This window comes from Aeromonas sp. ZOR0002, assembly GCF_963866995.1.
Classification (GTDB): Bacteria; Pseudomonadota; Gammaproteobacteria; order Enterobacterales; family Aeromonadaceae; genus Aeromonas; species Aeromonas caviae.
In genome coordinates this window covers 1-378 of record NZ_CAWMFQ010000199.1, presented here as the reverse complement: position 1 = coordinate 378, position 378 = coordinate 1, and the positions used below count along the sequence as shown (strand labels likewise).

General features: G+C 72.0%; 1 pseudogene. It reads right to left on the bottom strand.

The window, feature by feature from the left end:
* Window positions 1-378: pseudogene (locus AACR77_RS11815) on the bottom strand (ATP-dependent helicase HrpB); the annotation flags it as partial.

The following is a 378-nucleotide window of genomic DNA, read 5'->3' as shown; positions in this document are numbered from 1 at the left end:
AGGCCAGGCGAGGGCGCACAGCAACCCCAGCCATTGACCCTGCGGGCTGCTTGCCCGCACGCCGAGCCGCTCGAACCAGCGGGCCGCCCCCTGGCGCAGGGCGCCCTGACGGCGGTGGAACAGCACGGACAGGCGCTCCGATCCTCGCAGATCTTCTTCCAGCAGCGCCACCAGGAAAGCCGCATCGGCGACAATCCCTGTCAGACCCTCGGATTCCAGCTCCCTGGCCCGCAGCAACATGCGGGCGAGGCGGGGATGGGTGCCGAAGGCCGCCATGGCACGACCTGCCGGGGTAAGTTGTTGCTCACCCTCCGGGGCCATGGCGCCCAGGGCCACCAGCAACCGCCGGGCGCTGGCCACGGCGGCAGGGGGCGGCAT